This window comes from Caulobacter sp. 10L414, from assembly GCF_056395525.1.
Genome location: NZ_JBFTJR010000010.1, coordinates 44,522 through 68,851, shown reverse-complemented (window position 1 = coordinate 68,851; position 24,330 = coordinate 44,522). Strand labels below are relative to the sequence as shown.

Here is a 24,330-nt window from a genome sequence, read left to right as displayed (position 1 = left end):
AGGTTGCATGCTTTTCCAGAGCGGCCTGAGGTTGCGTTCGGCGAACAGCGTTGTCAATCGCGCGGGGCGCGTTTTGGGTAGGGGCGTCAGCCCTTGCGGAAGAAGGCATGGATGCGTTCGGCCAGGGCCTGGCTGACGCCGTCGACCTTGACCAGATCCTCGACGCCGGCGCGGCCCACGCCCTTGGCCGAGCCGAAGGCGTGCAGCAGGGCCTTCTTGCGGCCGGGACCCACGCCCTCGATCTCGTCGAGCGGGTTCTTCTTCAGGTCCATGCTGCGGCGGGTGCGGTGGGCGCCGATGGCGAAGCGGTGGGCCTCGTCGCGCAGGCGCTGCAGGTAGTACAGGACCGGCGACTTGGGCTCGAGCATGAATGGCGTCTGGCCGGGGATGAAGAAGCGCTCCAGGCCCGCGTCGCGATCGGGGCCCTTGGCCACGCCGACGACGGCGATGTCGTCCACGCCCAGGTCGGCCATGATCTCCAGCGCCGCGTCCAACTGGCCCTTGCCGCCGTCGACCAGTACGAGGTCGGGCCGGTTGGCGTCGTCGCCTTCTTCCTCTTCCTTGACCAGGCGGGAGAAGCGGCGCTTCAGCACCTCCTTCATCATGCCGTAGTCGTCGCCGGGCGTGAGCTCGGTCGAGCGGATGTTGAACTTGCGGTACTGGCCCTTCATGAAGCCTTCGGGGCCGGCCACGATCATGCCGCCGACCGCATTCGTGCCCTGGATGTGGCTGTTGTCGTAGACCTCGATCCGCTCGGGCGGGGCGTCCAGCTTGAAGGCCTCGGCCACGCCGGCCAGCAGCTTGGTCTGGGCGCTGCCCTCGGCCATCCGGCGGCCCAGGGCCTCGCGGGCGTTGGTCAGGGCGTGACCGACGAGGTCGGCCTTCTCGCCGCGCTTGGGCACGGCGATCTCGACCCTGCGGCCGCTCTTCAGCGCGAAGGCCTCGCTCAGCAGGTCGGAGTCGGCCGGCTGGACGTTGGCCAGGATCAGGCGGGGGATCGGCTTGTCGTCGTAGAACTGGCCCAGGAACGCGGTGATGACCCGCTGCTCCTCGGTGACGCCTTCCTCCTCGTCCTCGGCGGCGCCGGTGATGCGGGGGAAGTAGGCGTGGTTGCCCCAGTTCTGGCCCGCGCGGAAGAAGAACACCTGCACGCAGGCCTGGCCGCCCTCGACGTGCAGGGCGACGACGTCGGCCTCTTCCACGGTCTCGGGGTTGATCTGGCTTTCCTGGGCGACGGCGGCCAGGGCGCGGATGCGGTCGCGAAGGCGGGCGGCGCGCTCGAACTCCAGCTCCTCGGCCGCCTCTTCCATCTGCTTGGCCATCGACGCCATCACCGCGCGGGACTTGCCGCGCAGGAACGCCTCGGCCTGGTCGACCAGCGCGCCGTAGTCCTCCAGGCTGATCAGGCCGGTGCAGGGCGCGGCGCAGCGCTTGATCTGGTGCAGCATGCAGGGGCGGTCGCGCGTCTCGTAGACGCTGTCGCTGCACGAGCGCAGAAGAAACGCCTTCTGCAGCGTGTTGAGCGTGCGGTTCACCGCCCAGGCGCTGGCGAACGGCCCGAAATAGTCGCCCTTGATGGCGTGAGCGCCGCGGTGCTTGCGAAGCTGCGCGGCGTCGTGGTCGCGGCGGATGAGGATCTCGGGGAAGCTCTTGTCGTCGCGCAGCAGCACGTTGAAGCGCGGCTTCAGCTGCTTGATCAGGTTGATCTCGAGCAGCAGGGCGTCGGCTTCGGTGCGGGTGGTGACGAACTCCATGGCCCGCGTGGCGTCGACCATGTGGGCGATGCGGTTGGTGTGGAAGCGGCCCTGCGCGTACTGCACCACGCGCTTCTTCAGGCTTTTGGCCTTGCCGACGTACAGCACCTCGTCGCCTTCGCCGATCATCCGGTAGACGCCCGGCCCGTCGGGCAGGCGCGTGACCTCGTCCTTGATCAGGGCGGCGCCGGACAGCTTCGGCGGTTCGGCGGGGGAGGGAATGTCGGCGGTGGTGTCGGTCACGAGGCAGATATAGGCGAGTCCGGGGAAGTCAGCGACGTTCGAGGCTGTGTCTGATGCGCAGGATCACGACTGCGTCGCCGCGAACTTGGTGCTGGATGACATACTGGTTGGAGTGGAAGACCATGTAGTGCTCGCGATAGCGGCCAGTGAACTTGGCTGCGCCGCGCTGCGGGAAGTCGATCAACCCGCTGATGGCGGCTTCCAGTTCCAGTTCCAGACCAAGACCACGGGCATGGGGCGAACTGCGCTCAATAAGCCAGGCTTCAAGCCTATTGATGTCGGCATTGGCAGGCTCGGTGAGTACGATCCGGCGCACGGGTCAGCGAGGCTGACCGAAGTTCCGCAGGCGCGCCTGCACTTGCTCCCAGGGGACGCCGCCGGTTCTAAGCGCTTCCTCGGCGATCCGATCCAGTTCGTCGGCATAGGCGTCCGCGTCTTCGCCGAAGCCGTTGTCCCGTGCGATCCGAGCCGGGGCGTCATTCCATCGGCTTTCGGCCTCTCGGAGGCCGGGCTGTTCGAGGGCGCGCGACAGGATGTCGAGGACGTAGGCCTCCGGGCTCTGGCCGGCCGCCTCGGCGAGGGTTCTAAGCCGCTCGGCGCGCGCCGGGTCGATCCTGATGGTGATTGCGTCATCGGCCATGTTCTCATGATGTTCCAGTTGCCGTTTGTCGTCAATCGCGAGGGGCGCTATGAGGCGCCCCATGACCACCCGCTCGCTCTTCGTCACCCCGCTCTATGAAGCCACCCTGTCCGGCGAGAAGGGCTTCGAGACCTTCATCGACGACCTGCACGACGCCTGCATCGCCGTGGCCGAGGACGACGAGGCCGGCCAGGCCTGGGCCGAGCGCAAGGGCTATCTGGGCTACACCTCCTACGCCTCGCTGGACGACCTGCCCCAGCGCGACAGCCTGTTCGCGGACCTCAAGAAGAAGCTCGACAAGCACGCGGCCGCTTTCGCCAAGGCGCTGCGGTTCGACCTGGCGGGCGGCAAGCTGGTGATGGACAGCTTCTGGATCAACATCCTGGATCCGGGCGGCCAGCACACCGGCCACATCCACCCCCACAGCGTGATCTCCGGCACGGTCTACGTGACCATTCCGCCGGGCGCCTCGGCCCTGAAGTTCGAGGATCCGCGCCTGCCGATGATGATGGCCGCGCCCACCCGCCAGGACGACGCGCCTGAAAACCTGCAGCCCTTCGTCTATGTCCAGCCCGAGCCGGGCACGGTCCTGATGTGGGAGAGCTGGCTGCGCCACGAGGTGACGCCCAACCAGGCCGAGGAGCAGCGGATCAGCGTCAGCTTCAACTACGCCTGGCGGTGACGCGCGCGGCCTGTGCGAAAGATCACAAAAATTTAGCCTTCACCTTGAGTATCGCTTAGGTAGTATTCGACCTCGGGGAACATTGTTCGGGGAGGCTGCGATGAGCGGTGCTGGTGGGCGCGTGCGCGATGCGCGCTTGACGTTGACGGTAGGGGCGGCCCTGGCCGCCGTCGCCATCCAGGCGGGGACGGCCGCCGCGCAGGATCGGGTCGTCGACAATCCCCGCCTGCTGGGCGCGCCGATCGAGGCGACGGCGCAGGCGGCGCAGAAGGGAACGACCAGCCTGCTGGCGATCACCGGCACGGCGTCGGGCGACAAGAGCTACGTTATCCCGCCATCGACCGCGGCGATCACCGCCGACAAGCGCCTGGCGCTCAACATCGTCTACACCGACGGGCGGCTCTACAACCCGGCCAATGGGCGCTACGACAAGGTCCACCTGCGCAGCTACAACGGCACCGACGTCTCGTCGACCACGCCCTATGTGGCGCCGACGATCCTGACGCGGCCGGGCGAGACGGTCCGCGTCGCGCTGGACAACAGGCTGCCTGCCGATCCCAGCTGCACCGACCCCAACTGGCTGATCAACGTGCCGCACTGCTACAACGGCACCAACCTGCACAGCCACGGCCTGTGGGTCAGCCCGACCGGCAACAGCGACAACGTGCTGCTGTCGATCAATCCCGGGGTGAAGTTCGAGTACGAATACAACATCCCCCGCGACCATCCGGCCGGCACCTTCTGGTACCACACCCACCGGCACGGCTCGACGGCGCTACAGGTCTCCAGCGGCATGGCCGGGGCTCTGGTCATCAAGGGCGACCGCAAGCCGACCCCCAGCGCCAACGGTGACCTCGACACCCTGCTCTACAAGAACGGGGCTCCGATCCCGGAAAAGCTGCTGGTGTTCCAGCAGATCCAGTATGCGTGCCTGGACAAGAACGGGAACATCAAGGTCAAGACCGACGCCAAGGGCAACGTGGTCGAGTGGGTCTGCGATCCGGGCGACACCGGCGTGATCGAGTTCTACAGCGACGCCAACGGCAACGGCTTTGGTCCCGGCAGCTGGGGGCAGTCGGGCCGCTACACCAGCATCAACGGCCAGGTGCTGGCGACCTTGCCGGCCAAGCAGGGCGAGCTTGCCCGCTGGCGGATGATCCACGCCGGCGTGCGCGACACCATCTCGCTGCAGTTCGTGAAGATGGCCGACGGCGGCCCCGCGGCCATGGAGCGCCTGGCGGCGGCCGACGGCCCGGCCTTCCAGAAGACCTACTGCATCGGCGAGCCCGTGCCCTTCTACGTGGTCGCCGACGACGGTCTGACCGACGCCCAGGCCCGCAAGGCCACGGTGGTCACCCTGCAGCCGGGCTATCGCAACGACCTGCTGGTGGTTTTCCCCAAGGCCGGCAACTACTGCATGCTCGACGCCGACACCGCGCCCAGCGCCACGGTCAACAGCATCGCCGTCGGCACGCGCCTGCTGGGCAAGGTCAGCGTCGCGCCGGGCCAGGAAGTCCGCGACATCCCGGCCTTCGTCACCAACGAACTGGTGGCGGCCGCCAACGTGCAGATGCCGCCGGACGTGCGCGCCAGCGTCGTCGCCGACCTGCGCAACGGCCTGAAGCTGACCCGCTTCGTGCCGCACCCGACGATCACCGAGGCCGAAATCAAGGGTTCAGAGACCGAGAAGGTGCTCTTCAACATCGCCATCCCCGGCCAGAACACCAACATGCCGGTGCAGTTCGAGGTGGGCTCGCAGGACTACGCCCCGCGCCCCTACGCGCCCGACCGGGTCGACCGCACCCTGGTGCTGGGCACCGCCCAGGAGTGGGAGCTGCGCTCGGAGTTCGTCAGCCACCCGTTCCACATCCACGTGAACCCGTTCCAGATCGTCAAGATCCTGGATCCCAACGGCAAGGACGTCAGCGCGCCCGGCGCGGTCGACGACTTCGGCCCCGGGCCGGCCGACCCGCAGTATCCGGGCCTGAAGGGCGCCTGGAAGGACACCCTGTGGGTCAAGAGCGTGCAGAAGACCGACAACGGTCCCTACCTGCCCTACACCCTGATCGTCCGCACCCGCTACCAGCGCTACATCGGCGAGTACGTCCTGCACTGCCACATCCTCGATCACGAGGACCAGGGCATGATGCAGAACGTCCAGATCGTGCTGCCCGACGGCGCCGGCGGCGTGTCCCACGGCCACCACTGACCGACCCCTCCCGGCGCGGCCTCGCAAGGTCGCGCCGGCGTTTCCCCGATCCCAATCCGATCCCCAGAGAGAGTCCGTGACATGACCCAGGATCCCGCCGCCTCCGGCCCGTTCTCCGCTCCCTCGCGTCGCGACCTGATGGCCGGCGGCGCCGCGATCGTGGGCGCGATGGCCGCCGGCCAGGCGCTGGCCCAGCCCGCCGCGCCGACCAAGGCCCGCTGGCGGCGCTGGAACGTCAGCAGCCCGGAAGGCAAGAAGGCCCTGGCCAGCTACGCCCGGGCGATCGACATCATGCTGAAGCTGCCGCCGTCGCATCCCTACAACTGGTACAACCACGCCCTGACCCACACGGTCGACTGCCCGCACGGCAACTGGTGGTTCGTGGTCTGGCACCGGGGCTATGTGGGCTGGTTCGAGCAGGTGGTCCGCAAGCTCAGCGGCGACAACACCTTCGCCTTCCCCTACTGGGACTGGACGGCCAATCCTCAAGTGCCGGCCGAGATGTTCCAGGGCGTGCTCAACCCCAGCACCTATCCGGGCTACATCCAGAGCCTGGACGCCTTCAACAAGGCGTTCGGGCCGGTGCTCGAGAAGTTCTGGAACGGGCTCACTCCCGCCCAGAACCAGCAGCTGCTGATCCGCGGCCTGCGCTTCCCGGCCGACCTGCTGTTCGACATCGGGCCCAAGGGCGGGCCGATGTTTTTCGCGCCGCCCAAGTCGCGCGGCTCGACCCCGCAGCGCCCGGGCTTCGACGACGTCACCAACCGCGCCGTCTCGGCCTGGATGCTCGACAACGCCCTGGCCCCGCGCGACTTCATCGGTTTCGCCAGCCCCAAGTCGCAGTTCCACAGCAGCATCACCGGCTTCGGGGTGATGGAAGGCCAGCCGCACAACAAGGTGCACAACTGCGTCGGCGGCATCTGGACCGACGCCAACGGCAACACGACCTATGGCGACGGCTTCATGCAGTCGAACCTGTCGCCGGTCGATCCGCTGTTCTTCCTGCACCACGCCAACATCGACCGCATCTGGGACGTCTGGACGCGCAAGCAGCAGGGCTACGGCTATCCGACCCTGCCGGACGACAACCCCAACTACCTCAATCCGCGTGGTGATCTTGGCCAATGGCGGGCCGAGCCGTTCCTGTTCTTCCGCAACGCGGACGGCCAGGTGCTGCCGCCGGCCCAGCAGATGGCCGGCGCCTACGAGACCATCGGGGCCTTCGACTACGACTACCAGCCGGGTTCGGGCGAGAACGTGGTGCCGCCGCCGCGCCCGGGTCCGCGCCTGAAGGCGGCCGTGGCCGCCAAGCCGCAGCAGTTCCTCGCCAAGCTGAACATCCCCAGCGACGCCAGCCTGGCCTCGGGCGACGTGGCCGTGCCGCAGTCGCTGCTGACCGAGGCGGTCAAGGTGGACGGCCCCAAGCTGCTGGCCACCCTGACGGTGGAGCTGCCGCCGTTCGAGCACGGCCACGACCTGGCGGTGGTGGTCAACACGCCCGAGAGCGAGGCGGTCGGCGTCAACTCGCCGGGCTTCGTCACCACGCTGTCGATGTTCGGCCAGCACCTGGTGACCCGGCCGGTCACCTTCACCGTGCCGCTGTCGCCGCCGCTGGCCAAGCTGGCCATGGCCAAGGGCCTGGGCGCGGCCGCCTCGGACGCGGGCCTCAACATCCGCCTGGTGCGCCTGAAGCCGCGCATGCTGTCGAACGCGGCCCCGTCGCACGACCACGGCGCGGCCCCGGGCGCGACCCGGGCCGAGCCGGAACTGCTGGGCGTCGAGGTCAACGCCTACTGAGGCGATGCACGAGGGAGGAAAGCCATGGCTCTGGCCGGCAAGTGGACCTACCGCAGCTACCTGAACAATCCCGAGCTGGTGGGCGATGACGCCCAGACGGCGCTCAGCCTGATCTTCGGCGAGGGGGTGTTCACCTTCGAGACCCCGACGCCGCGCAGCCTGACGGGCACGCTCGACATGGGCGGCGGCTACGTGCTGGACCTGAAGGGCGAGGTGGATCCCGAGTGCGAGGGGCCGACCACCCTCGTCATCCGGGGCTTTGGCCGCGACGGCACGCCGACGGCCGGCTGGGAGTACGACTACTACGGCTGGCCCGGCTACATGTGGCCCGACGGCGTGGACCAGGTTCCGTCGATCGTCGGCACGATCGTGCGGGCCAAGCCGCACAACGGCGAGCCGGCCGGCGTGACGGCCTCGTTCATCGCGGTGGCCCAATGACCGCCCCGGCGCTGCCGCCGTTCACGGTGGGGATCGTGCTCTATCCGGGCGTCGACATCCTCGACGTCGCGGGACCGCACGAGGTGTTCGCCTTCTTCGACGGCGAGGTGATCGGGCGGACCATCCAGGTGGCGACTGTGGCGGCGAGCACCGACCCGATCCAGACCTCGGGCGTCCTGAAGGTGGTGGCGCAGTACGACTATTGCGCCGCGCCGCACATCGACATGCTGTTCGTGCCCGGTGGCGGCGACGGGCTGCAGGCGGCGATCGGCGACAAGGCGCTGCTGGACTTCCTGACCGATCGGGCCGGCAAGGCGCGCTACGTGGTCTCGGTGTGCACCGGCGGCCTGCTGCTGGCCTCGGCCGGCCTGCTGGACGGCTATCGCGCCACCACCCACTGGGGCTTCATCGAGTGCCTGAAGCTGTTTCCGGAGGTGACCGTGGTCAACGGCTGCCCGCGCTGGGTCAAGGACGGCAATCGCATCACCGGGGCGGGGATATCGTCGTCGATCGACGAGTCGCTGTTCATGGTCCAGACGATCGTGACCGACCTGGCCGGCGGTCCGGACGCGGCGGAGAAGGCGCAGCTGGCCTCCCAGCAGGCCCAGCTGTCGATCCAGTACAATCCCGACCCGCCGTTCCCGGGCGGCGATCCGTGCTCGGTCAGCTACGACGTGTTCGAGCCGGTGAACGCCAGCATGGTCGACTTCCGGGCGGCCATCGACAAGGCGATCGAGGCGCGGCTGCATCCGGCGGCGAGCGCCTACAAGGCGACCGTCGAGGCCTGAGGGCGGGGCAGGGCGAGGCGCCCTGAGGGGCGCGCACATTGTCGCAAGCGTCGTTTTGCGGAAGGCCGGGCCTTGCCAGGGCTATGGTCGCGCACGATCTGCGCTGATATGGCTCGTTTCGAGTCGTGCTCTCGCCCTTTTCACCCCCGTCTTCGCCGCCCTCTTCGCGGCGCGCTCGAGTTTTCGCCATGCAGTCGCCGGTCAAAGCCATCATCCTCAGCGCCGGACAGGGCAAGCGCCTGTCGCCGCTGACCGACACCCGTCCCAAGTGCCTGGTGGACCTGTCGGGCCGCTCGGTCCTGGAATGGCAGATCCGCCACCTGCACAGCGCCGGCGTCACCGAGGTGGTGGTCGTCACCGGCTTCAACGCCGACCTGGTCGAGGCCGAACTGGCCAAGCTGCGCCTGCCGGACCTGACCCTGCGCACGATCTTCAACCCGTTCTACAGCGTCAGCGACAACCTGGCCTCGGTGTGGATGGCGCGCGGCGAGATGCAGGGCTCGTTCCTGCTGCTCAACGGCGACACCCTGTTCGAGCCGGCCATCGCCGAGCGCCTGCTGTCGGCCCCGTCGGCCCCTATCACGGTGACCATCGACCGCAAGGACGGCGGCTACGACTCCGATGACATGAAGGTGCGCACCGAAGGCGACGCCCTGCGCGAGATCGGCAAGACCATCACCACCTACGACGCCGAGTCGATCGGCTTCCTGCGCTTCGAGCCCGAGGGCGCGGCGCTGTTCACCGACATCGTCGAGCGCTCGCTGCGCACGCCCGAGGGCCTGCGCCGCTGGTACCTGTCGGCCATCGACCAGATCGCCCGCGCCCACGACGCGGTGGCGGTGCGCTCGATCCAGGGCCTGGACTGGGCCGAGATGGACTTCCCCGAAGACCTGCCCAAGAACCGCGAACTGGCCGCGCGCTGGGCGGCCGCCGAGGCGACCCCGGCCTGACGGCGGGGCGTTTCCTGCGCCCCAAGCGTCACCGCCCGCCCATGCCTTGCGCAGGCGGGCGATTGGCGCGTCCGTCCGGCGGAACGGTGTTCCTCCAAAGAATGTGTCGTGCGTCAATGCGATCATAGGTTGCGCGAAGTCGTTCGCGCCGCCCGGATCGAGGACACGCCATGCCCGAAGCCGCCACCTTCAAGCTGACCGTCTACAAGCCCGACATCATGGCCGACGGCCAGGTGGGGTTCGAATACGACCTGACCCTGGTCGTCGCCGAAGAAGAGAAGGCTGGCTTGCTGTCCGCCGCCTGCGCCGCGCCCGAGGCGGCTTCGACGGCGCGATGCGAGGTGGTTCCGGTGACGGGAACGCTGTCGTTCCCCAACCCGGCCGCGCCGGTGATCTCGCCGTTCACCAGCGCGATGTTCATCTACGACAACGCCCCGGCCATCGGCTTTCCGCTGTCGATCATGGCCAGCAGCACCAGCGCCGAGCTGCTGAAATTCAGGCTCAACCTGTGCTTCCCGTCGATGTCGAGCGACCCGCTTTCCGGCTCGATCGTCTTCGGCGACTGGCCGGGGCCGCTCAGCAACGTCGCGGCCAGCTTCCTGTCGCCGCAGGTCTAGGGCGGATCGGCATTCACCCTATGGACGTCCCAAGATCCGTTCTTCCCCGCGAAGGCGGGGACCCAAGCTGAGTCTGTAGACTGCTCACGGCCGCGCCTTGCCTTGAAGAGCGGCTTGGATCCCCGCCTTCGCGGAGAAGCTCGGTGGAAAATGTTCAGAACGGCTGAATGTCCAACCGCCCTGGGCCGTCGGGTCTAAGGGACGCCAAGCACCCGCACGCCGATCTGGTTGGCCACCGGCCGTTCGCGGCCGGGCACGCCGGTGTGGATCGGCGAGTTCAGCACGCGGGGCCGGCCAAAGCCGTCGTCGACCGCCAGGGTGGTCGAGCCGCCGCCGTCGAGATTGATGGCGTCGGCCGCGCCCAGGTCGCGGAAGAAGGCGGTCAGTTCGGCCAGGGTCGCGCCCTCGCTGATCACGGTCTGGCGGCCGTCGACCACCACCAGCCAGCCGGTGCGGCCGTCGGCCGAGACGCCGAAGGCGGTGCGCGGGTGGCGGTCGCGGGCGTATTTGGGGCCGGCGTGCTGGAAGGACTGCTCGGCGCCGTCGACCAGCAGCACCGGGCCGGCGGCCACGGCGTCGACCACGTCCCAGCGGCAGGTGGCGCCCGAGCGGATCTCGACGAAGGACGGGTGGATGCAGAGGATGGCGTTGACCCGCGGATCGACCTCGGGGTCGTCCGGCGGGGCCACCTCGCGGCCGGCGACGATCACCTTGCCGACCGGATCGACGTGCTGGCCCGCGTGCGGGACGAAGTCGTCGCCGCCGGGTGTTCCGGCCTTGAACGGCACGAAATAGCTGGCGTTGACGGCCAGCAGGGCGCCCGAGGCGGTCACGAACTCGGAGGTGGTGCGGGCGTGGTACTGGCCCGCGCCGTCATTGGGCGGCGAGACGAAGAGCTCGACCTTGGGATCGGCCAGGTCCAGCTGGACCACGTGATAGACCTGCCGCAGCGGGTTCTCGCGGGTCTCGCTCCAGTAGGTCACGCCCTCGGAGAGCGTGCTGGAGGCGCTGCGGCTGAACGCGGCCCGGGGCGAGGCGGGAATGTCGACGCTGGCGCAGGCCGACAGCAGGAGCAGGGCGCCCAAAGCGGCGGCGCGGCGTAGAAAAGGCGACACGGGACAGACTTCGAACGGACGAAAACAGGTCGCCGCCGGCCATGCGAGCCGGCGGCGTTCGCCCGGCACATAGGTCCTGCTGACGCCGCATGCAAAGCCGAACGGCGTGTTTTGTCGCCGTGTGGCGGAAGGGCCTCAGCCAGCTTCGGCGAACAGCCGGCTCAGCACATCGGGCTGGCGCGAGATGTCGGCGACGCTGTAGCCGTCGAGCACGGCCAGGAACGCCCGCGTCGCCTCGGCCAGCATGCGCGGCAGGCCGCAGCCCGGCGCGGCCAGGCATGACGAGCAGTCGACGAGGTCGAAGCCGCCCTCGGTCTTGCGCACCAGGGCGCCGACATTGATCTGGTCGGCGGGGCGCGCCAGCCGCAGTCCGCCGCCGCGACCCCGCACCGTCTCGACGAAGCCCGCGCTGGCCAGTTGCTGCACCACCTTCATCAGATGGTTCTGCGAGATGTCGTAGGCGCGGGCGATCTCGGCGATCGAGGCCAGGCGGCCGTCGTTGTTCGCCAGGTAGATGACCGTACGCACCGCGTAGTCGGTGTAGCGGGTGAGCTTCATCGGCTCCCCTTAAGGGTTCGGCGCGGCGGATAAATCATGCATTGAGATTGCATGTTTTAGATCGCGAGAATAGATGCATTCCAGATGAATGAATTGAGGGCGTCATGTCCGCCAACCCCGTCTTCGACTTCGACGACACCGTCCTGCCGGCGCTGCTGACCAGCTTCTACGCCGCCGTGCGCGAGGATCCGCAGCTGGGGCCCGTCTTCGCCGATGCGGTGGAGGACTGGGACGAGCACCTCGACCGGCTGGCCGATTTCTGGTCGTCGGTGATGCGCGCCTCGGCCCGCTACAAGGGCAATCCGCTGGCCGCGCACATGAAGCATGTCGAGCGCATCGAGCCTGAGATGTTCGACCGCTGGCTGGTGCTGTGGCGCGAGGCGACGGCGACCTTCGCACCGCCCCGCCACGCGGCCGAGCTGCAGGAGAAGGCCGAGCGCATGGCCAGGAACCTTTCCGGCGCGATGGCCAGCCGCCGGCCGGCGCCGGACGCGCCTTACCGCTCGACCCCGGTGTTCGACGAGACGACCCTGCCCGAGGGCCTGCGTCGCGACCACAGCACCCGGGCCGGCGTCTGGGGCGTGATCCGCCTGATCGAGGGGCGGCTCGTCCTGCACTACGACGACGCCGACAGCCCGTCGGTCGAGCTGAGCCCCGGCGTTTGCGGCCTCGTCCGCCCGCGACAGATCCATCGGGTCGAGCCGCTGGGGCCGATCCGCATGCAGGTGGATTTCTACGACCGCGAACCCGCGCTCGCCGCCTGACGCCCGACTTTCCAAGGAGCAAGACCATGCCCAAGCCGCTGAGCGCGGAGACGATCGCGCACGTCAAGGCCACGGCCCCGGCCGTCGCCGCGCGCGCCACCGAAGTGACCCGGGCGATGTACGCCCGGCTCTTCCAGGACGACCACATCAAGGCGCTGTTCAACCACGCCAACCAGGCCAGCGGTAAGCAGCATCACGCCCTGGCGGGCGCGATCGTCGGCTACGCCCTCAACATCGAGAACCTGGAGGCGCTGATCCCGGCGATCGAGCGCATGGCCCAGAAGCACGTCGGCTATCACGTGCTGCCCGAGCACTATCCCTATGTGGCCAACGCCCTGCTGGGGGCGATCGCCGAGGTCATGGGCGAGGCGGTGAACGAGGAGGTGCTGGCCGCCTGGGGCGAGGCCTACTGGTTCCTGGCCGGCCTGCTGCAGGAACGCGAGCACGGCATCCGCGAGGCCATCGAGGCGATCGACGGCGGCTGGAACGGCTGGCGCGCCTTCGAGATCGCCGAGCGCTCGGTCGAGAGCGCGGTGATCACCTCGTTCGTGCTGCGTCCCAAGGACGGCGGCAAGGTTCTGCCCCACAAGCCCGGCCAGTACCTGACCCTGCGCCTGACGACGCCCGACCAGGGCGAGATCCGCCGCAACTACACGATCTCGAACGCGCCCAACCACGAGGCCTATCGCATCTCGGTCAAGCGCGAGGAGGGCGGGCAGGGCGGTTCGCGCTTCCTGCACGACGTGGCGCAGGTCGGCACGGCGATCCTTCTGACCCCGCCGTCGGGCGACTTCTTCCTGCCGCAGGCGCAGGAGCGGCCGGTGGTGCTGCTGTCGGGCGGGGTGGGCTTGACGCCGATGGTCAGCATGCTGGAGACCATCGCCGACAAGCATCCAGAGCTGGAGACCGCCTTTGTCCATGGCGCCCTGGACAGCGCCAGTCACGCCATGGACGGCCACGTGCGGGCCCTGGCCAAGGCGCACGGCAAGACCTCGGTGGCGACCTTCTACGCCAAGCCCGCGGCCAATGACGAAGCCGGCCGCACCCACGACCACGACGGCCTGATCACCGTCGACTGGCTGAAGGCCAACACCCCGTTCGAGACCGCCGACTTCTTCCTGTGCGGGCCGCGCCCGTTCCTGAAGGCCTTCGTCGGCGGGCTGTCGCGGGCCGGGGTGGCCTCCGAGCGGATCCATTTCGAGTTCTTCGGCCCGGCCGACGAGGCCCTGGCCGTCTGAGTGCGCGTGTCTTTCCAACCCTGATCCGGCCGCCGAGCGGCCGAAGGAGCCTGTCATGGACTATGTCTCCACCACGACGCCGCTGACCTATGCCTTCTACGAAGGCCCGTCCTGGGAGCCGCCGGCGCCGCGCGCGCCGACGGCCCCGGTGGTGGTCGAACCCGCCGCCCGCGCGCCCATGGCGCCCGAGCCGTCGACGCCGGACCTGCCCAAGGCGGTGGGCTGGATGATCGTGGGCGCTTATGGGGCCATCCTCGGGGCGTTCGGCCTGGCCTTCCTCGGCGACGCCGAGGTGGGTCTGGTGCTGGGCGTCTGCGCGGCCTACCTGGCCGTCTATCTGGGCGTGCCGACGGTGATCCTGCGCATGGAGCCGAAGGCCGAAACCCGGCCCGACCTGGCCGATTTCCTGCGCCAGGGGCTCTCCACCTGGACGGGGCGGGTCGGCGCCGGTTCGGCCCTGGCCCAGATCCTGACCATACCCGTGGCCCTGGCCGTCGCGGCCGCCGGCCTTGGGGTCATCGTCAGGCTCAGCGCCTGACCGGTCCGGGCCCGATTGGACGGAACGGCGGAGCCTTTCGTCCAATCGTCGCGCCGGTCCGACGGTCTAGCTTTCCCAAGTCCGCAACACGAGGGGAGGGTTCGATGTCCGCCTGGCTGCCCAGCCTGATCACCACTACGCCCGAAGAGGGCTACGACCTGGCCATCAAGCTCTCGCGGATGGCGGTCAAGAAGACCCAACCCTCCGACGAGGTTCGCGGCCGGCTGCGGGCGCTCTACGAGAACGACGCCCAGGCCCTGGTGGCCGTCTCGCATGTGGTGGCCGTGAACTTCGCCACCGTGGCGGCGGCGAACGGCTACTGGCGCTAGGCGGGGCGACGGTCCACCACCGTGCCAAAATCCGTTCTTCCCCGCGAAGGCGGGGATCCAAGCTGAGTTTGAGGATCGCGCACCGCCGCGCCTTATCCTGAAAGGCGGCTTGGATCCCCGCCTTCGCGGGGAAGCTCGGTAGAAAATCGACCTAGGCCGTCTCGCCGACGATCTTGCGGACCAGGTCGAGGTCGGCGGGCTTGTCGACGTCGACCGCCGCCAGGCCGTCCTGGGCGCGCACGGCGGCGGCCCGGACCCCGGCCAGGGCGCCCAGGCGGGCGATGGCCTCGTCCAGCGTCAGCAGGCCCAGCAGGTAGCGCACCAGCAGCCCCGGGCCGAGCATGGCGGCGATCTTCCACGGCTGCTTGCGGTTCTGCTCGACCCGTCGCCACAGGGCGATCGCGGGCAGGGCGGCTTCCGAGCGGAACAGGAAGAGGTTGCAGCCCGAGAAGCGGCCGTCGCGGAACGCAAGATAGGTGCGCTTGGTGTCGGGGGCGGCGGCGCGCACGCGCTCTTCCGGGGCCAGCATCAGGGCCACGTCGGCGTCGGCCGGCGCGTCGGCCAGGAACTGGGTGATCCACTCGGGTTTCAGCAGCGCATGATCGACCGTGGTGATCAGCAGGGGAAAGCCCAGGGCGTTCGCGCCTTCGCGCACGCTCTGGCTGGGGCCCTCGGTCGAGGCGGCGATGGCCGCGACGCCGGCTGGCAGGGCCGAGACGATGGCCGCGTCGGAGGTCGAGACGCCAATCGCCTCCGCGCCCGCGGCCTGCACGGCCCCGAGCACGCGGTCGAGCAGCGTGCGGCCCTCCAGCGTGATCAGGCCCTTGTGCGAGACGCCGGCATAGGCCGCGGCGCTGTCGATCTCGCCCGGCCGCGAGCCGGCCAGGACCAGGGCCTTGAAGGGGAGGCTCACCTAGAGCGCCTTCTCGTAGACGCGATAGGTCTTGTAGATCTGGGCGCCCAGGGACTCGGCGATGCGGCGCATGGGCATGTTCTCTTCCAGCACCCACGAGATCTCGAAGCGCTCGTAGCCCAGCGCGATGGCCGAGGTGCGGCCCGCGTGCATCATCTGGAACGGCAGCATGCGGCCGCGGATGCTTTCGGAGAACTTGCGCTTGACGCCCATCAGCGGGATGCGGGCCGACTTCACGCGCTTGACCTTCAGCCGCCACAGGAGCTTGGCCCAGCCGAACGGCAGCAGCTTGCCGCCAAGGTCGCGGATGGCCTCGTTGACGTTGGGCAGGAACACCAGGAAACCGGCGGCCTCGCCGTCGATCTCGGCGAACCAGGTCAGGCGCTTGTCGATCACGGCCTTGAGGGCCTTGGCCAACTGGGCGGTCTCGGCCTCGGTGGTGGGGGTGAAGCCCCAGTTGTCCTTCCAGGCGTCGTTGAGGATCTCGGTCAGGGTGACCACCTCCTCGTCGTAGCGGCTCATGTCGAGCTGGCGCAGCACGACGCCCTCGGCCGGCGGACGCTCGGCGCGGCGGCGCACGGCCGGCGGCAGGTCGGCCTGCATGGGGGCGAAGTAGGCGTAGACGTCCTTGACCTTGGCGTAGCCCTGCTGCTCGACGCGGCCGCCGGCATAGGCCGGATCATGGCCCATCATCACCATCGGCGGGGTGTCGAAGCCGTCGACCAGCAGGCCGACCTCTTCGTTGATCGACAGGTTGAAGGGACCCATCACGTGGGTGCGGCCGCGTTCGCGCAGCCAGGCCTCGGCCGCGCGCAGCAGGGCGGCGAAGACCTCGGCGTCGTCCTCGGCGGCGATCAGGCCGAAGTGGCCGTCCAGGCGCCCGGGCGTGTTCTGCGGGGTCAGCTGGTCGATCTGGGCGCTGATCCGGCCGACGTCGCGGCCGCCGCGCACGGCCAGGAACAGCTGGACCTCGGCATGCTGGAAGAACGGATTGGTCTTGGGCGACAGGGCCTCGGTGCGCTCCAGAAAGAGCGGCGTGATCCAGCTTGGATCCTTTGCATTGAGGCGCGCGGGCAGGGCGATGAAGCGCTTGAGCTCTTCAGGCGTGCGGACGGGCAGGACCGAGATCGCCTCGGCCGCGGAATCGAAAGGCATCATCCCTCCAGGGATACGAAGGCGCGCACGGCGAGGGCGGCGAAGACGACGGGGGCGGCCCAGGCGGCCAGGATCGGCGACAGGGCGCCGGATTCGCCCAGGGCCGACAGCAGGCCGTCGGCGACCAGGTAGACGAGGCCGGCGGCCAGGCCCGAGGTCAGCAGCACCGCGCCCTGGCCGCTGCGGAAGTTGGCCCAGGCGACGGGCGCGCTGAGCAGCAGCATCACGAGCGCGGCGATCGGGCCGGAAAAGGCCGTCTGCAGGCGGGTGGCGTAGAAGCTCTGCGGGCGGTCCGAGCCGCCGTTCTCCAGCGCCCGGCGGGCCGAGGCGGCCGAAGGCGCGGGGGCGTCGGCGAACAGGGCCTGCACGTCGGCCGGCCGCAGGGCGGTGGGCCAGGTCGCCGAGGCGGCGGTCATCGGCTCGACGCGGTCGCCGAGATAGCGGGTGGTGACCGGGCTCTGCAGCCGCCAGGCGCCGGCCTGGAACTGCGCCACGGGCGCGACGACGCGTTCGGTCAGGGCGCCGGTCTTGTCGCGGCGATAGATCGTCAGGTCGGTCAGGCGCGCGCCGTTGGGGCTGGCCTCCTTGGCGGTGACCAGGTCTTCGCCGGCCCGGAAGGTGCGCGAGGCGGGGGTCTTGCGGTCGGCGACCGGGGTGGTGGCGGCCCACCAGGCGCTGAGCGTCGGATCGGTGCGCGGCGCGACCACCTGGGCGCAGAGGGCGTCGAGCGCCAGCACGGCGATCGCGACGGGCACGGCCATGGCGACGATGCGATAGCCCGAGATGCCGGCCGCGCGCATGGCGACCACCGCATTCTCGCGGGCCAACTGCGAGAAGGCGAACAGGCCGCCGGCCAGCACCGCCAGCGGCGCCACCTGCTGGAACAGGGCCGGCGCGCGCAGGGCGGCGTAGTAGAACACCCCGCCGACGCCCAGGCCCCGGTCGAGAATGTCGGTGGTGACTTCCAGCAGGTCGAGGATCTGCAGGATGGCCATCAGGATCAGGACGGCGCCGAGCACGCGCGTGGCGACCGTGCGCAGGACGTAGAGCTGCAGCTTCATGCGGCGCGCTCCTTGCGCTGGAACGGCTTGAGGGCGCGGCGGAACCAGGCGCTCATGGCCAGCACCAGGCGCGAGATCGGCGTGTCGCCGGGGCGCGTGCGGCTGCCGACGAACAGCCAGACCGCAAGGCCAGTGAAGACCAGGAACGGCGCGCCGACGGCCGGAAGCGGGGCGATGCGCCCGGACTCGGCCAAGCTCTGGCCCAGCAGCAGGCTGTGCTGGAAGGCCAGCAGCAGCACCCCGGCCAGCAGCAGGCCAGGCGCGCGGTTGCCGCGCTTGGAGGCCAGGCCCAGCGGGAAGGCCAGCAGCGGTAGGAACGGCAGGAAGGCGGCCCGGGCGATGCGGCCGTAGAACTCGGCCATCAGCGTGGCCTTGGGCACGACGGGGCTGGGCGACCTGGCCTGTTGCAGCAGTTCGCCCAGCGTCAGTTCGCGCTCGTCGCCGCCGCGGGCGCGCAGCAGGCTGGCGGCGGCCTTCAGCGGGGCCTCGGTGGTCAGGTCGTCGAAGGCCAGGCTGCGATAGTTGCCGCGCGCGTCGCTGCCGATGCGGCGGCCCGACTTCAGGCGCATGGTCACGGTCTTGCCGTCGGCCGAGACCTGCAGGGTGGCGCTGGCGGCGGTGATCAGCTCTTCGTGGCCGGCCGCGTCGGGGCGGCGGATGAACACCCGGGTCAGGCTCTGGCCGGCGAGGTCGGCGCTGTCGGCGGTCATCAGCGAGCCGTCGTCGTCGATGAACGCCCCGCCCGACAGGCGGCCGTTCCAGCCGGCGTTGACGGCCGCGTGCATCACCGCGCGATAGGCGTAGCGGCTGTAGGGCTGGACGTAGCCGAACACCGCGATGCTGAAGACGCTAAGCGCCAGGCCGATGCAGACGAAGGGCGCGGCGACCCGCTCCAGCGACTGGCCGCCGGCCAGCAGGGCGTCGATCTCCGAGCCGTCGGACAGCTTGCTGATGACGATGAACAGCGCCACGAAGAACGCCACCGGCAGGGCCAGGCCCAGATAGTGCGGCAGCAGGTTCAGGGCCAGCTGGGTGACGTAGTCGAAGCGGGCGGCGCTCTGCGACAGCAGGTCCAGCAGGCGCAGCACCCGCTCCAGCAGCAGGGCGACGACGGTCAGACCCAGGCAACCGGCCAGCGGCCAGCCCAGCAGGCGCAGCAGGTAGCGGTCGATCAGGCCCATGGCCGTGATGCGCCGCACGTCGAACTTCTTCTTCAGCTTGCTCACGCGGCGGACCACTCGGCGGCGAAATCCCCGGCCAGGCGCGCGACGGCCTCGTCGTCCAGCGCGACGGCCGAGCCGAGGGCGGGGGCGGCGGGCCAACCGGTGTCAGGGAAGGGCGTTCCCTCGTACTCGCGCGCGCCTTCGTAGCGGGGCAGGACGTGGAAATGCACGTCGCGGTCGACCATCATCAGCATCAGATAGTTGATCTTCTCGTAGGCGACCTTGGCCTTCAGGACGCGTTCGATCCCGGCCACGGCGACCCGCATGTCGGCGAAGGCCGCGGGGCTGAGATCGGAAAAGGCCTGCACGGGTTCCTTGCATACCAGGACGAGAGACCCGAAAGTCGGCTGCTTGGGACGTACAAGGACCAACCAGTGGTCGGTCTCGGCCACTTTCGAGCGTGGGTAGCCGAATGCGAGGGCTGTGGGATTGGGCATGCGGCAACCGATACTTCAGGCGAGTCTGCGGGCGCTGATCGCGTCGGGGCGACAATAGGGACACGGCCTTTTACATGGAAGCACGAACCGTTCTTCCAGGCCTTGCAGCGCTAGGGACGCTGCTGGGCTTGCTGGGGATGGCGGCGCCGGCGGCGGCGAAGCAGGATTGCGTAGGCAGGGACACAGGCGTGCGGCTGACCGTGGAGGTTGGTCGCCTGAAGTCCGAGACGGGCGAGGTGACGGTCACGGTCTATCCGTCGGATCCCAGCCGGTTCCTGGCGCCGCGCGGCAAGCTGCTGCGTCTGCGGGTGCCGGCCAGCGCGCCGACGACCGAGGCCTGCTTCAACCTGCCCAAGGCCGACATCTACGCCGTGGCCGTCTATCACGACGCCAACGGCAACCACGACTTCGACCGTAACGGCGTGGGCCTGCCGACCGAGGGCTACGGCTTCTCCAACGACGCGCCGTCGCGGTTCGGCGTGCCGTCGTTCGATTCGGCGCGGTTCAGCGTGAAATCGGGGGAGAACACGATCCGGGTGCGCATGCGCTACGGGAAGTAGGGGTGAGATCCTCCCCCCGAAAGGGGAGGGCCTACAGCAGCGAATACCGCCCCAGTTCGCGGATGCCGCCGGTCTGCGGATCCAGCCCGCGCGCTATGACGCGCAGCGAATAGCCGCCCTCGCGCGGCTCGATCTCCAGCGCGTGCCAGCGGGCCGGCGAATGGCCGCCGATCCAGGCCGAGGCCGAGGGCACGCCCAGCACCGGAATGGCCCGGCCGTCGGGGCCGGGGACGGTCGCGGTCAGCGACTCGTGGGCGTGGCCGTGCAGCACCAGGTCGGCGCCGCGGCGGGCGAGCACRGCGCGCAGCTGGCCCTGGTCGTCCAGCGACTTGCGGACCGACACCGCGCCGGCGTTGGGCGGATGATGCAGCAGCACCACCTTGAAGCGCTCGGCCAGGGCCGGATCGGCCAGAAGGGCGTCGAGCTTCTCCAGCTGATCAGCGCCCAGCCGGCCGGTGGCCAGGTGCGGCGCTGTGGGAACGGCCGAGCACAGGTTGATCAGCGCCAACGGGCCGCGCAGCCGCACCTGCGGGAAGGCGGCCTCCTCGTCGTCGCCCAGCCAGGCCGTCCAGGGCGCGAAGCGGGCTTGCGCGGTCTGGCCGACCAGGGCGTCGTGGTTGCCGGGGCTGACGGTGATGGTCTCGGCCGGACCGAGACTTTCGAGCCAGCGGCGGGCGGCGGCGATCTCGACGTCAGAGGCGAAGTTGGTGAGATCGCCGGTAATCGCCACATGGTCGGGGGCGTGGGCCTTCAGGTCGGCGACCAGGGCTTCCAGCACCTCGGGACGGTGGATCTTGTGCTTTCGGCGCCAGGCGATCCGGCTCAGCAGGCGCTTGGACGCCAGGTCGCGCCAGCCGAACGCGCCCGACGGCGGCGGCAGGTGAGGGTCCGAAAGATGGGCGAGGCGGAATATCGACAAGAGGGACCGGCGCGATTGTGGCGAATTTCGGCGAAGCTGCTTATCAATCGCCTCGGCTTTCAAGGGGTTTAAGTACCGGTGACCGGTGAAATCAATCCAGTCGCTTCGCGCGCCGTGACGGTGGGCGACAGCGAGGCGCGCATCTGGGGCATGACCTCGGGCGAGCGGCTGTCGCGCATCTATCGCCGGATCGGCGTTTCCGAGCAGGCGGGCGAGGGCGGCGGCACGATCGCCGTGCACGCCGGCTGGGTGTTCGACGAGTCGCTGATCAAGGCCCTGGCCGGTCGCCCCTGGGCGGTGCTGGTCGACGAGGCCGGCGCGGCGACGGCGGTGAACGCCCCGGCCGAGGCCGTGGACGCGGCGGTGGTCGCCCTGGCGGCCGGCGGCGACCCTTCGAGCGCCGATCCCCGTTTTGCGCGCCTGACGGCGCTGGAGCTCGGCTCGGCCTACAACAGCGCCCTGCGCAAGCGTGAGCCGCCGGTACTGGAGCGGCTGACCAGGGACAGCGTGCGCGCAGTCGAAAAGCGCCTGTTCCAGGGCTCGTACAAGGGCGTCACCGACCTGGTGACCAAGTACGTCTGGCCGACCCCGGCGCGGATCGTCACCCGCTGGTGCGCCCTGGCGAAGATGACGCCCAACCAGGTGACCTTCATCGGCTTCCTGCTGACCATCGCCGCCTTCGTGCTGTTCTGGCGGGGCCAGTTCGGCTGGGGCCTGGTCTGCGCCTGGATCATGACCTTCCTCGACACGGTCGACGGCAAGCTGGCCCGGGTGACCCTGACCTCGTCCAAGTGGGGCAACGTCTTCGACCACGGCATCGACCTGGTGCACCCGCCGTTCTGGTGGTGGGCCTGGTATGTCGGCGTGTTCGCGGTCGGCCTGCCGATGCCGTATGCGCCGTGGCTGCTGGCCATCGTCGTCGGCGGCTATGTGGCCCAGCGGGTGGAGGAGGGGATCTTCCTGGCCCTCTTCAAGCTGGAGATGCACGCTTGGCGGCCGTTCGACAGCTTCTTCCGGCTGATCACCGCCCGTCGCAACCCGAACCTCATCCTGCTGACCGGCAGCGTGCTGGTCGGCCGACCCGACATCGGTTTCGTGYTGGTGGCGGCCTGGACGGCGATCTGCTTCCTCGTCCATGCCCTGCAGATCGTGCAGGGCGCGCTGGCCCCCAAGGGCTCGATCCAGTCCTGGCTGTCGCGGTGATGCGCGTCGGCGTCGTTCGGAACCCGCGCAGCCACGCCAACCAGGGGCGGATGCATGCGCCCACGCCTGAAGGCGTGCGCGTGGTCGAGCCGGCGACGCGCGAGGCGCTGGGCGAGGAACTGGCCCGCTTCGCCGACGAGAGGATCGACCTTTTGGTCATCGACGGCGGCGACGGCACGGTGCGCGACGTGCTGGGCCTGACGCCGTCCACCTTCGGCGACGACATGCCGATGCTGGCGATCCTGCCGTCGGGCAAGACCAACGTGCTGGCCATCGACCTGGGCGCGCCGCGCGACTGGCGGCTTGAGGAGGCCCTGGCCGCCGCGGCCCAGGCCGAACCGCGCATCAAGATCCGCGCCCCGCTCGAAGTGCGCTTCGCCGACGGCCGCCCGCCGCTGCGGGGCTTCTTCTTCGGCCTGGGGGCCCTGGTGCGGGCCACCGCCCTGTCCAAGCGCGTCAACCGCATGGGCGTGTTCCAGAGCCTGTCGGTGGCCGTGACCCTGGCCGGCGCCACGCTGGGCGCGCTGTTCGGCGGCGCACGCGATCAATGGCGCCAGGGCGTGGCCGTGAAGGTGGCCATGGACGGCGAGGTCCAGCCTGAAGGCGAACGCTTCGTCCTGCTGGCCACGGCGCTGAAGCGCCTGCCGTTCAATCTCAAGCCGTTCGGCCCGCCGCGCGAGGGGCTGAAGGTGCTGGACGTCGACGCTCCCCCCAAGCGGCTGCTGCGCATGGTGCCCACGGTGGTGTCGGGCAAGGAGAAGCCGATCCTCGAGGCGCGCGGCTATCGCCGGCGTGACCCGGCGGCGCTCTACGCCTCGGGCCAGTTCGACTTCGTGCTCGATGGCGAGGTGTTCGAGGGCGGCAAGCTGGCGCTGGCCCTGGGCGCGCCGCTGCGGTTCGTGGTCGGATGAGCGCGGTCCGGCCGCTGGTCGAGGCCGAGCTCGCCCAGCCGATCCCGGCGCCGATCCGCGCCTTCGCCGAGCACCTGACGGGCCTGTTTCCGACCGCCCAGGCGGTGCTGTTCTACGGCTCGATCCTGCGCACCGGCGACCTGTCGGGCGTGCTGGACTTCTACGTGCTCACCGAGCGGCCGCCGCGCGGCCTGAGGGGCGTGGCCACCCGCATCCTGTGGCCGGACGTCAGCTATCACGAGCTGGAGCACGAGGGGATGACCCTGCGGGCCAAGGTCGCCTCGATGACTCTGTCGCGCTTCTCGCAGGCGGTGAAGGGCTGGGGGATCGACACCACGCTGTGGACCCGCTTCGTGCAGCCCTCGGGCCTTGTGTGGGCCGCCGACGAGGCCGCGCGCGAGGCGGTGGTCGAGGCCGTGCGCCGCGCCGCCCGCACCGCCGCCCGCTTCGCCACGGCCCTGGGTCCCGAGGAGGGACCGCCCGAGGCCTATTGGACGGCGCTGTTCCAGGAGACCTACGCCGCCGAGTTCCGGGTCGAGAAGGCCGGCCGCGAGGCCTCGATCCTGGCCTTCGACCCCGCGCACTATCAGCGCCTGCTGCCGGCCTGCTGGGCCGACGACGGCCGCTTCGACGGCGAGGGGCGCCCGGCGCCGCAGATGTCGGCCATCGAGCGCAAGCGCCTGACGTCCGCCTGGCGGCTGCGGCGCAACCTCGGCAAGTCGCTGAACGTGGCGCGGCTGATCAAGGCCGCCTTCACCTTCCAGGGCGCGGCCCGCTACGCCGCCTGGAAGATCGAGCGCCACACCGGCTTCAAGGTCGAACTGACCCCCTGGCGCGAGCGCCATCCGGTCCTGGCCGCGCCGGGCATTCTGTTGGCGCTGTGGAAGTGGCGGCGGCAAGCTCGCTTCTACTGACGCGAACAGTCTGATCGTCGAATTGTATGCAAGCCATCATCTCAGTTGATGGGGCATGCCCTGATACTAGCTATATGCGCGTTCAATGGCTTTGGAATAAGCTGGCCGATGCTCGGGGCGAATTTGAGCGACATCATCCATATGATCGCCCCAAATTTCCCAACTGAATTCACTTTCGATCGCGCGAGGTAAGCTGCCGCCGTATTTTCTCTCCGCGATTTGTCGGACGCGAGGACCAAACTCGAAGGCGCGGGCTTCTATGCAGTTTAACGGTGAAGGCATTTTGGAGTGTTCTTTCCTGAGTTGTGTCTATAAGGTAGTTATGCTTCCCACTTTGTGCAATATCAGTGATGGTGGATAAAATTTCGGGCCTA

General features: G+C 69.4%; 26 protein-coding genes. 15 read left to right on the top strand and 11 right to left on the bottom strand.

All coding sequences use genetic code 11. The features are described 5' to 3' along the window. Window positions 1-86 precede the first annotated feature (86 nt). The 3 genes from uvrC to AC1DCG_RS05665 are packed head-to-tail and all read right to left on the bottom strand — an operon-like array spanning window position 87 to window position 2,637. Entirely contained in the window at window positions 87-2,006 is a 1,920-nt protein-coding gene (gene uvrC, locus AC1DCG_RS05675) for an excinuclease ABC subunit UvrC (protein WP_477036557.1), read from the bottom strand. 19 nt (window positions 2,007-2,025) lie between these two features. Further along, window positions 2,026-2,313, bottom strand: coding sequence for a type II toxin-antitoxin system RelE/ParE family toxin (locus tag AC1DCG_RS05670; RefSeq protein WP_477029841.1), 288 nt, complete (start codon window positions 2,311-2,313; stop codon window positions 2,026-2,028). 3 nt (window positions 2,314-2,316) lie between these two features. Beyond that, window positions 2,317-2,637, bottom strand: a complete 321-nt coding sequence (locus AC1DCG_RS05665; RefSeq protein ID WP_477029840.1) for a hypothetical protein — start codon at window positions 2,635-2,637, stop codon at window positions 2,317-2,319. Between the two features lie 61 nt (window positions 2,638-2,698). On the opposite strand from AC1DCG_RS05665, the gene AC1DCG_RS05660 reads away from it, so the two are divergent. From AC1DCG_RS05660 to AC1DCG_RS05630, 7 genes are all read left to right on the top strand, one after another. Continuing rightward, window positions 2,699-3,319, top strand: a complete 621-nt coding sequence (locus AC1DCG_RS05660; protein ID WP_477036551.1) for a TIGR02466 family protein — start codon at window positions 2,699-2,701, stop codon at window positions 3,317-3,319. A gap of 136 nt (window positions 3,320-3,455) precedes the next feature. Further along, window positions 3,456-5,528: a multicopper oxidase family protein gene (locus AC1DCG_RS05655; RefSeq protein WP_477029838.1), complete on the top strand. Its 2,073-nt coding sequence runs from the start codon at window positions 3,456-3,458 to the stop codon at window positions 5,526-5,528. Window positions 5,529-5,609: 81 nt separating this feature from the next. Further along, window positions 5,610-7,325 carry a tyrosinase family protein gene (locus AC1DCG_RS05650; RefSeq protein ID WP_477029837.1) on the top strand — a complete coding sequence of 572 codons (1,716 nt, stop codon included), beginning with the start codon at window positions 5,610-5,612 and terminating at the stop codon, window positions 7,323-7,325. 24 nt (window positions 7,326-7,349) lie between these two features. Next, window positions 7,350-7,763 (top strand): hypothetical protein, encoded by a 414-nt coding sequence (locus tag AC1DCG_RS05645; protein WP_165259054.1) that lies wholly within the window; start codon window positions 7,350-7,352, stop codon window positions 7,761-7,763. Then, entirely contained in the window at window positions 7,760-8,551 is a 792-nt protein-coding gene (locus tag AC1DCG_RS05640) for a DJ-1/PfpI family protein (RefSeq protein ID WP_477029836.1), read from the top strand. The genes AC1DCG_RS05645 and AC1DCG_RS05640 overlap by 4 nt, the downstream gene beginning before the upstream one ends. Window positions 8,552-8,739: 188 nt before the next feature. Then, complete coding sequence (locus tag AC1DCG_RS05635) at window positions 8,740-9,501, top strand: phosphocholine cytidylyltransferase family protein (protein WP_477029835.1); 762 nt, start codon at window positions 8,740-8,742, stop codon at window positions 9,499-9,501. A gap of 170 nt (window positions 9,502-9,671) precedes the next feature. Beyond that, a complete protein-coding gene (locus AC1DCG_RS05630) occupies window positions 9,672-10,118 on the top strand; it encodes a hypothetical protein (RefSeq protein WP_477029834.1) in 447 nt (148 codons plus the stop codon). A 194-nt stretch (window positions 10,119-10,312) separates the two neighbouring features. On the opposite strand, the gene AC1DCG_RS05625 is transcribed toward AC1DCG_RS05630, so the two are convergent. Further along, window positions 10,313-11,233, bottom strand: coding sequence for a phosphodiester glycosidase family protein (locus AC1DCG_RS05625; RefSeq protein ID WP_477029833.1), 921 nt, complete (start codon window positions 11,231-11,233; stop codon window positions 10,313-10,315). 135 nt (window positions 11,234-11,368) lie between these two features. Next, window positions 11,369-11,791 carry an RrF2 family transcriptional regulator gene (locus AC1DCG_RS05620; RefSeq protein ID WP_477029832.1) on the bottom strand — a complete coding sequence of 141 codons (423 nt, stop codon included), beginning with the start codon at window positions 11,789-11,791 and terminating at the stop codon, window positions 11,369-11,371. A 104-nt stretch (window positions 11,792-11,895) separates the two neighbouring features. On the opposite strand from AC1DCG_RS05620, the gene AC1DCG_RS05615 reads away from it, so the two are divergent. The 4 genes from AC1DCG_RS05615 (at window position 11,896) to AC1DCG_RS05600 (ending at window position 14,660) form a co-directional block, all read left to right on the top strand. After that, the gene (locus AC1DCG_RS05615; RefSeq protein ID WP_477029831.1) at window positions 11,896-12,555 is read left to right on the top strand and encodes a TehB-like domain-containing protein; all 660 of its coding nucleotides are present in this window, start codon (window positions 11,896-11,898) and stop codon (window positions 12,553-12,555) included. A 26-nt stretch (window positions 12,556-12,581) separates the two neighbouring features. Further along, window positions 12,582-13,793 carry an NO-inducible flavohemoprotein gene (gene hmpA / locus AC1DCG_RS05610; protein ID WP_477029830.1) on the top strand — a complete coding sequence of 404 codons (1,212 nt, stop codon included), beginning with the start codon at window positions 12,582-12,584 and terminating at the stop codon, window positions 13,791-13,793. Window positions 13,794-13,848: 55 nt separating this feature from the next. After that, complete coding sequence (locus AC1DCG_RS05605) at window positions 13,849-14,331, top strand: hypothetical protein (protein ID WP_477029829.1); 483 nt, start codon at window positions 13,849-13,851, stop codon at window positions 14,329-14,331. A 104-nt stretch (window positions 14,332-14,435) separates the two neighbouring features. Next, window positions 14,436-14,660, top strand: a complete 225-nt coding sequence (locus tag AC1DCG_RS05600; RefSeq protein ID WP_477029828.1) for a hexameric tyrosine-coordinated heme protein — start codon at window positions 14,436-14,438, stop codon at window positions 14,658-14,660. Window positions 14,661-14,811: 151 nt separating this feature from the next. On the opposite strand, the gene AC1DCG_RS05595 is transcribed toward AC1DCG_RS05600, so the two are convergent. From AC1DCG_RS05595 to AC1DCG_RS05575, 5 genes are read right to left on the bottom strand one after another with little or no spacing between them, the layout of a single operon-like run. Next, on the bottom strand, window positions 14,812-15,573 hold the full coding sequence (locus AC1DCG_RS05595; RefSeq protein WP_477029827.1) for an NTP transferase domain-containing protein: 762 nt from the start codon (window positions 15,571-15,573) through the stop codon (window positions 14,812-14,814). Further along, a complete protein-coding gene (bcerS, locus tag AC1DCG_RS05590) occupies window positions 15,574-16,728 on the bottom strand; it encodes a ceramide synthase (RefSeq protein WP_477036550.1) in 1,155 nt (384 codons plus the stop codon). Next, on the bottom strand, window positions 16,728-17,789 hold the full coding sequence (locus AC1DCG_RS05585; RefSeq protein WP_477029825.1) for an LptF/LptG family permease: 1,062 nt from the start codon (window positions 17,787-17,789) through the stop codon (window positions 16,728-16,730). Before AC1DCG_RS05585 ends, bcerS begins: the two co-directional genes overlap by 1 nt. Continuing rightward, window positions 17,786-18,970 carry an LptF/LptG family permease gene (locus tag AC1DCG_RS05580; protein ID WP_477029869.1) on the bottom strand — a complete coding sequence of 395 codons (1,185 nt, stop codon included), beginning with the start codon at window positions 18,968-18,970 and terminating at the stop codon, window positions 17,786-17,788. The genes AC1DCG_RS05585 and AC1DCG_RS05580 overlap by 4 nt, the downstream gene beginning before the upstream one ends. Window positions 18,971-19,011: 41 nt before the next feature. Beyond that, window positions 19,012-19,449, bottom strand: a complete 438-nt coding sequence (locus AC1DCG_RS05575; RefSeq protein ID WP_477029824.1) for an HIT family protein — start codon at window positions 19,447-19,449, stop codon at window positions 19,012-19,014. Window positions 19,450-19,637: 188 nt separating this feature from the next. Between AC1DCG_RS05575 and AC1DCG_RS05570 the strand changes: the two genes are divergently transcribed. Next, window positions 19,638-20,009 (top strand): DUF2141 domain-containing protein, encoded by a 372-nt coding sequence (locus tag AC1DCG_RS05570; RefSeq protein ID WP_346764912.1) that lies wholly within the window; start codon window positions 19,638-19,640, stop codon window positions 20,007-20,009. 31 nt (window positions 20,010-20,040) lie between these two features. On the opposite strand, the gene AC1DCG_RS05565 is transcribed toward AC1DCG_RS05570, so the two are convergent. After that, window positions 20,041-20,928 carry a metallophosphoesterase family protein gene (locus AC1DCG_RS05565; protein WP_477029822.1) on the bottom strand — a complete coding sequence of 296 codons (888 nt, stop codon included), beginning with the start codon at window positions 20,926-20,928 and terminating at the stop codon, window positions 20,041-20,043. Window positions 20,929-21,078: 150 nt separating this feature from the next. Between AC1DCG_RS05565 and AC1DCG_RS05560 the strand changes: the two genes are divergently transcribed. From AC1DCG_RS05560 to AC1DCG_RS05550, 3 genes are read left to right on the top strand one after another with little or no spacing between them, the layout of a single operon-like run. After that, window positions 21,079-22,131, top strand: coding sequence for a CDP-alcohol phosphatidyltransferase family protein (locus tag AC1DCG_RS05560; protein WP_477036555.1), 1,053 nt, complete (start codon window positions 21,079-21,081; stop codon window positions 22,129-22,131). After that, window positions 22,131-23,042 carry a diacylglycerol/lipid kinase family protein gene (locus AC1DCG_RS05555; RefSeq protein WP_477036549.1) on the top strand — a complete coding sequence of 304 codons (912 nt, stop codon included), beginning with the start codon at window positions 22,131-22,133 and terminating at the stop codon, window positions 23,040-23,042. Before AC1DCG_RS05560 ends, AC1DCG_RS05555 begins: the two co-directional genes overlap by 1 nt. Further along, window positions 23,039-23,956, top strand: a complete 918-nt coding sequence (locus AC1DCG_RS05550) for a hypothetical protein (RefSeq protein WP_477029820.1) — start codon at window positions 23,039-23,041, stop codon at window positions 23,954-23,956. Before AC1DCG_RS05555 ends, AC1DCG_RS05550 begins: the two co-directional genes overlap by 4 nt. Window positions 23,957-24,330 lie beyond the last annotated feature (374 nt).